Genomic DNA, 6333 nt, shown 5'->3' with positions numbered 1-6333 from the left:
CAATCGTCAGCCTTGTCGGGATCGCCATATTCGTCGATCCAGCTCGCGCCCGCCAGGAGCTTGGTGTAGCGGCGCATATCGATAAGCGGAACCGTGCAGAACAGCGCGCCGAAATCCTCAGGATAGCGGGTAAGCATGTTGGCGATCAGCAGACCGCCGTTTGAGCCGCCCTCGGCGGCAATCCGCCTCGGCAGCGTAATGCCCCTTCGCACGAGGTCGGCGGCAACGGCGGCGAAATCGTCATGGGCGAGACGCTTGCCCTCCCTCCGCCCGGCATCGTGCCACCGGGTGCCGAACTCGCCGCCCCCGCGGATGTTCGCCACCACACACGTGCCGCCGCGCTCGAGCCACAGCTTGCCGAGCGAGGAGTTGTAGGAGGGCAGGAGCGATATGCCGAACCCGCCATAGGCGCTGAGATGAACCGGGGCATCCCCGTTCCCATCCGCCGGACCGACCTGTGTATAGGGAATCATCTCACCATCGATCGATACTGCCTCGTGGCGCGTGACCACCAGGCCGGATGCGTCGAAATTCTCCGGGCTGCGCTTCAGGATTACTGAAGCGCTGACAGGCGGGGCGGCATTGAGATCGAATAGGAAAAGCTGCGGCGGGGTGATTGGATCATGAGCCCCGACCAGAACCTCCCCATTGGTCTCGTGATCTGCGGCATCGAGTGACCAGAGGTGAACAGTCCCTTGCACGGGAACGGTGTCCAGGGCTCGGCGCGTCCATTCCTGCGGGCCCGGCGTGAACACCTCGAATCTCGGAACGAGGTTCGCCAGGTAGGCGATAATGAGCTTCCCGTCATTCCAGAAGAATGACTGCAGACAGCGCCTCTCGTCCGGTTCAAACAGGGTACTGAAACGGCGTTCGCCGGCCAGCAAAGAGGAAAGCGAGATGCCGATCAGCGCGTCGGCGTGATAGGTCGTCCCGGCTACCGTCCATGCTGTGCGCGGCTTTACCGCCAGCCAATCGCCGAAGTTACCCCACCAGGCGTCCTTAGGAAGGTCGATTTCAATCTTCGGCCCGCTTTCATCGCCAATGCGGACGATCTGCTCGAAGCAGGCCAGCTGCTCGATGAACCACACGCGCTCGCTCTCGGCGGTACGGTCCAGATGGCCAGACACACCCAGGGTTTCGGAACCGGTCTCGAAGATTACCGGCGCGGTGAGGGGATCCGCGCCACGCTTCCACAGTCGCACGGTGCGCGCGTAACCGGAGCGGGTGGCCATGCCATGACCAAGCGCACTGGAAAGCAGAAGCGTGTTGGGGTCGAGCCAATCAATGTCACCCTTGGCCTCGGGGAGATTGAAACCGTCGGCGACAAAGCTCAGAGAGCTCAGGTCGAATTCGCGATGCACGACCGCGTCGCTGCCGCCGCGCGACATGCGCAAGACGGCTCTTTCGCGCGTCTCCGGCTCGATCGACGCGCCGCCCCAGACCCAGTCTTCTCCGTCGCTCGCCGCGAGGGCGTCCAGATCGACCAGTAGCTCCCATTGGGGATCCGCCTTCATGTAGGCGGCAAGGGTGGTCCGGCGCCACTGTCCGCGCGGGTTTCCGGCATCTTGCCAGAAATTGTAGAGGTACTGACCACGGCGCCAGATGGTGGGAATCTTGTCAGGACGGTCGAAAATCGCTGTCAGGGCCGCCCGGTCGCGCTCGAACTGCGTTCCCGCGAAGTGCTTCAGGGTCTTTGCCGACTGGCTGGCGGTCCACGCAAGTGCCGGTTCGCCTTCTACATCTTCAAGCCAAAGATGGGGGTCATCGTCGGGCGCATTCAGCGTTGGGCGGAAATCGAATTCGCTCATGTCCGAAAGACCTGAGGAATGAAGGAGCAATGGCTCTCGCCTGCTCGAGAAGGATCAATGTTTGCGGCGGCGCCCGCATGTTCGAAAAGCGCGATCATGGATGAGTTCTTCCCAGTCGGTGCGGCGTCGCAGTGCTTTTGCGCATAGGACCGCAACCGTCGTGCCAACTGGGAAATCCTTACGGAACAATGGGATCGCTCTGGCAGCGCTGTGTCAGATGTCAGACATCGTCGCGAATGCGACAACGAGCGTACCCCGTAATCACCGGATCAACCTCCGGCGCGAGCGGTGACACCGTGCAGCACTCAAGCAGGAGTGGCTGGGCTGTGGTCCAGCGGCAAAAAACCGGAGATTCCAGGAAAAGGGCTGGGCGCCGCTTGGGCGACCTGATGGTGCCCAAGCCCTGCCGCAATCTTGGCCTGCACCGTTCCCTTGATTGCATTCTTGAAGTCTGTCGATCAAGTCACCAAGCTGCATTCGGGCGAACGCATGGGACTCGTCCCTATGGCAACCTGGGCTGATGTCGGGCCGCCGTCCGATATGCAAGGTATAAGGGTCAGGAACAGGGAAGCTCCGGCTCGGCATCCTATCTCGGTGAGACGGCCAACGATCGGCGGTCTTTGGCTGACGCTGCGAGTTGTGCGCCCGCACCAAAGGCAGCGTGGGGCAAGTCTGCTTGGAAGAATCAGCTGCAGCAGGCGCTAGTGGGCCCCGGCCGCGCTCGATCTCCATACCGTCCGCAAAGAAAGCTCGGCGTGAGCACCGGCAAAAAGCGATCTGCGCGCCTCGCCGGTTCGTTTTGCGGTCCACTGAGCTGTCGGCTTAACCTGTACAACTATACAGGCTGCCATAGCGCGGAACTTGGCCTCCAATGGCGGAAATTCCCCCGAGGAGACCTCCATGACTGAGCTTATAGCGCCGGCGCTACGACAACTTTCCCACAAGCAGCGTGCAATCCACCGCCACGCCACTACGTCTCCAAGGAACCTCTTGAACGGGACGGATGAGCCGATCACCGATACGAAACCGATATCCTTGGCGTGCTCAGGCCGCGCTGGCTGTCGCTGCGCGGGTTCGACGGTGTTCTTGCTGTTTGCGCGCGCCTTCTGCCCTCCAAGGTGCCAATGGCACACTCTTCGACCAAATGGCGTCATCGGGGTCTGGTGGCCCCGGCGCCGGTGCTTTGCCAAGTGGCATAAACTTTCGACCCCCCTGGGGGCGGGCAGGGGAGCACAGTCGTGCCTACAGTTCTCGTGACTGGCGCGGACGAGGCTGATTGGCGCGATGAAAGATCATATGATTACACCGCTGGTCTGACGCCGCGCGAGTGGGCCTGGGAGTTCTTGCGCCGCAACCCAGCATTCCAGCGTGATCTGGTCGCTGCGCGCCAGCAGGCCCATACTCTGTCTAACCAACCCTTTCTCGACGTGGTCGCGTTGGCCGGTGACCTGTCGCGCTGGGGTGTCCTGTTTCGCCGAGTCTTATGGGCGAAATTCGCTCGTATTCTGGTCTCCGCTCTGGTGCGTCCATGTGCTGCCGGTCATTGCAGAACAGCTGTCCGCATCCTCGGCGACATTGCCGCTCGAACTCTCGGCGTTGCCATGTCGTGCGACGGTCCTGCTGGCGCCCGACAAGGGCCAGCATGTTCTTCTTCGCAATGCGGAACATACGCTCCAGCTCGCCGTCTCTGGCGCGGATATCTTGCGCCCTGTTTGCCTCCGCACCGAGGCGATCTGGCCAGCGATGCTTTCGAAGCCCCGTCTGAGGGCGCTCGAGTGCCTCAATGCTCTAAGTCTGGGTCAACACCTGCCCGCCCGCTTGTTTCCGCCGGAAAGACGCGGTCCGCGTTTGACCTTCGTTCTTCGTGCGCTCGACGGCTCACTTGCTGGGGCGTCACATCGTGAGCTCGCCGAAGCGCTGGTTGGTCAACGGCGCGTCCATGCCGACTGGAGGGATCCTCGCGATCATCTGCGCGACCGCATTCGCCGCGCCGTCTCGCGTGGCCGCGCCCTCATGAATGGAGGGTACAGAGATTTCCTTCTTTAAAAAGTGACAGTCCGCCCTGTGCGTCAGCCGGCGAACAGTTCGCAGATAGCGTACCATGTCACCATCAGTTGGTCCGGTCGGACAGGGCAGCGAACGGCCTTGCGGGTGCGCTCTGGTCAGGCGTCGGTCCAAACCGAGAGGCATGTTCGGTATTGTCCGATAGCCGACAATGTCGAGTACGCAACGTAGAGGAAGCCGACTCTCGGGTGTTTATACGCTTTTTGCCTTGGCACAGTACATGCATGCTATTCATCAAAACAAGCGGACTGAGTGGTTCCCACCATCACGAGAGTCGCTGAATTACGCCACCTCCCAAGGCGTACCCGGCCCGGCAGCGAGCTCAGTCTCCTGCCGGGCATCCGTGTTCAGACCTACTCGCGTTCAGAACTTCAAATTAGAGGCGCAACCTTTCGCGTCCGGCTATGCGAACTGGTGCTGAAGAATTGTCAGACTTCGAGCGCGGTCGTTGTGGCTCCGTATTCACGGCAGCGACTATTTCGGCCATTGCCAACTCAAGATCCGCCTTTGGAGTAAATGTGGAAAGGCTCACTCGCAGCGTAGGCTTAGCATCTTCATAGCTGACCCCATCGTCGCAGCACATGCGACGGATCGGTGGCGCCAGCGCGGCAGGCGCAACCTGTGGAGAGACAGATTCCGCGCATCGCCAAGCGCTCGACAATCGCATCGGCGTCACACCACGCGATGGTCAAAGAGCACGTATTTGGAAAGCGCGGTGCTCGAATCCCAATAAAACGTACTTGCGGCAGGCGGATTGCCAGCTCCCGTTCAAAGTTGTTTCGAAGCGCTTCGATGCCACTCGCTACACGCAGCCGCCGAGCCGCCTGTTTCGCGGCAACGGCCAGTCAGGCGGCTGCTTCGCTGTTCAGCGTTCGCGCCGTCGCCCGTCCTCCTGTTCACCATAAAAAAGCGGTTCGAAGGGCAACCCCTCCCTAATGTACAACGCGCCCACGCGTTTCGGGGCTTGGAATTTATGCGCCGATAGGGAGAGCAGATCGACTTCGACGAACTCGTCTGTCAGATCGATGGGTATTCGACCAACAACCTGCGCGGCGTCCATGTGTAGGATTGCCTCCGGAGCGAGGCGGCGACGATATCGGTCAAAACTCCAATGGGTTGAACGACACCCGTCTCGTTGTTCGCAGCCATGACAGAAACGAAGGCGGTGTCGGGCGTGAGTGTCGCAGCGAACGCATCTGGCTGGTATCCAACGGCCACTGCCCCAGTCACCGGCGCCAAATAGAAAGAAGCGAAGACGAAGCCCCCATAGCCGACTGCCATCCATCAGTTCCCACGTCACACGGAATTGGGCCAGCCTGGCGTGAAGAAGATCATTGAGGATGCGCTGCGGGCGGCCGGCCTTATGCGCTAGGCGACTGCGCAAATCGCTTGCCATCGTCTATGCCGGCCTGCCGGTCTCTCCCTTCGGGTAGGTGGCATCATTGCGTCCCTCAGCCGGGGCAGCGGCAGCGGTATCTTAAATGGTTTTCACGTGACCTTTGGCTCTGCCAAGTCTCAGCCAAATTTTCACGTGTAGAATCTCGCATACGGGTTGCAAAATCGCGCTGTTTGTCGACAGTCCTACGGTGGGCCTGGTCAACCTTTGATGCTATCCCGACGTCTGGACCATGCAGTGGAATGCTAGAACAAGGGGGGCGTCGCTTTTGCGCCGTAGTCAACGTGCGCTCCTGGCGCCCGAAACAGCCATCGCGACACGTGTCATTTAACGGCGAGATGGGTTCACGCAAGCTGTCGGACTGCTTTTCAGCGGAAGGACTGGATAGCGGGCATTCGTGCCCAGCACCTAGTCTTCCAGCGCAAATTCGCGCCGGATTACAATGTGCAGGAGTCGCGTTGCACGACGGCACACGGCCTGGGCCGTATGTCTAAGCCGTGAGCGTCTTGCTAGTTGCCATCAGAATACGTTGTCATCACTGCGAAATGGTCAGATCCATAGACTGACTTTATGGCCACCTCGAATTTCGAGGAAACGGCGGCCGGAACGGTGATGTGGTCAATCGCTCTGTCAGCAAACGCGTCATCATCGTACGTCCTGCCAAGTTCCTTGGTCAGAACCTTCCACGGAGCGCCCCCGGTCAGACCCAGTTCAAGGATAGGCAGGGTGTCGTCATAACCATCACCAGCGACGCAGGCGTTGACTGGAAAGGGCATTTTGGCGCAGCCGTAGTTGGCGAGATTGGAGTCGTCGAATGTCCTGCCAACCTTCCCGGTCTCATACGAAGTGTTGAAATCGCCCGCTATGACAACAATGCGACCTTCGCTGGAGGCCGCTCGGGCTTGCTTCTCGACTGCAGCGATCCGACACAAAGTACATTGTGGTCGTTGCCAAAAACGACCGATAGACCAATCGCTCGGATCATGTGACATCCCTCTCAAAAACCTATAAGCAAGACTGCGCCCACCAGCCAGGGGTGGCAATAGCGCGTAAGCAGTAAGGTCT

General features: G+C 60.2%; 4 protein-coding genes and 1 pseudogene. 2 read left to right on the top strand and 3 right to left on the bottom strand.

The annotated features are described in order from the left end of the window. Window positions 1–1808, bottom strand: a 1808-nt coding sequence (locus AC0L2C_RS17020) for a prolyl oligopeptidase family serine peptidase (RefSeq protein ID WP_473523931.1), incomplete at its 3' end; no start/stop codon positions are given. Window positions 1809–3046: 1238 nt separating this feature from the next. Between AC0L2C_RS17020 and AC0L2C_RS17015 the strand changes: the two are divergent. Then, a pseudogene (locus AC0L2C_RS17015) lies at window positions 3047–3223 on the top strand (transcriptional regulator domain-containing protein); the annotation flags it as partial. 115 nt (window positions 3224–3338) lie between these two features. Further along, entirely contained in the window at window positions 3339–3854 is a 516-nt protein-coding gene (locus tag AC0L2C_RS17010; protein ID WP_473459462.1) for a DUF2285 domain-containing protein, read from the top strand. 883 nt (window positions 3855–4737) lie between these two features. On the opposite strand, the gene AC0L2C_RS17005 is transcribed toward AC0L2C_RS17010, so the two are convergent. Together AC0L2C_RS17005 and AC0L2C_RS17000 are read right to left on the bottom strand one after the other, a co-directional pair. Continuing rightward, window positions 4738–5157: an aminotransferase class V-fold PLP-dependent enzyme gene (locus AC0L2C_RS17005; RefSeq protein ID WP_473523939.1), complete on the bottom strand. Its 420-nt coding sequence runs from the start codon at window positions 5155–5157 to the stop codon at window positions 4738–4740. A gap of 620 nt (window positions 5158–5777) precedes the next feature. Beyond that, window positions 5778–6260 carry a hypothetical protein gene (locus AC0L2C_RS17000; RefSeq protein ID WP_473523930.1) on the bottom strand — a complete coding sequence of 161 codons (483 nt, stop codon included), beginning with the start codon at window positions 6258–6260 and terminating at the stop codon, window positions 5778–5780. Window positions 6261–6333 lie beyond the last annotated feature (73 nt).

The sequence above is a fragment of the Mesorhizobium sp. WSM4845 genome, assembly GCF_055811455.1.
This window is presented reverse-complemented; position numbering and strand designations above follow the sequence as displayed.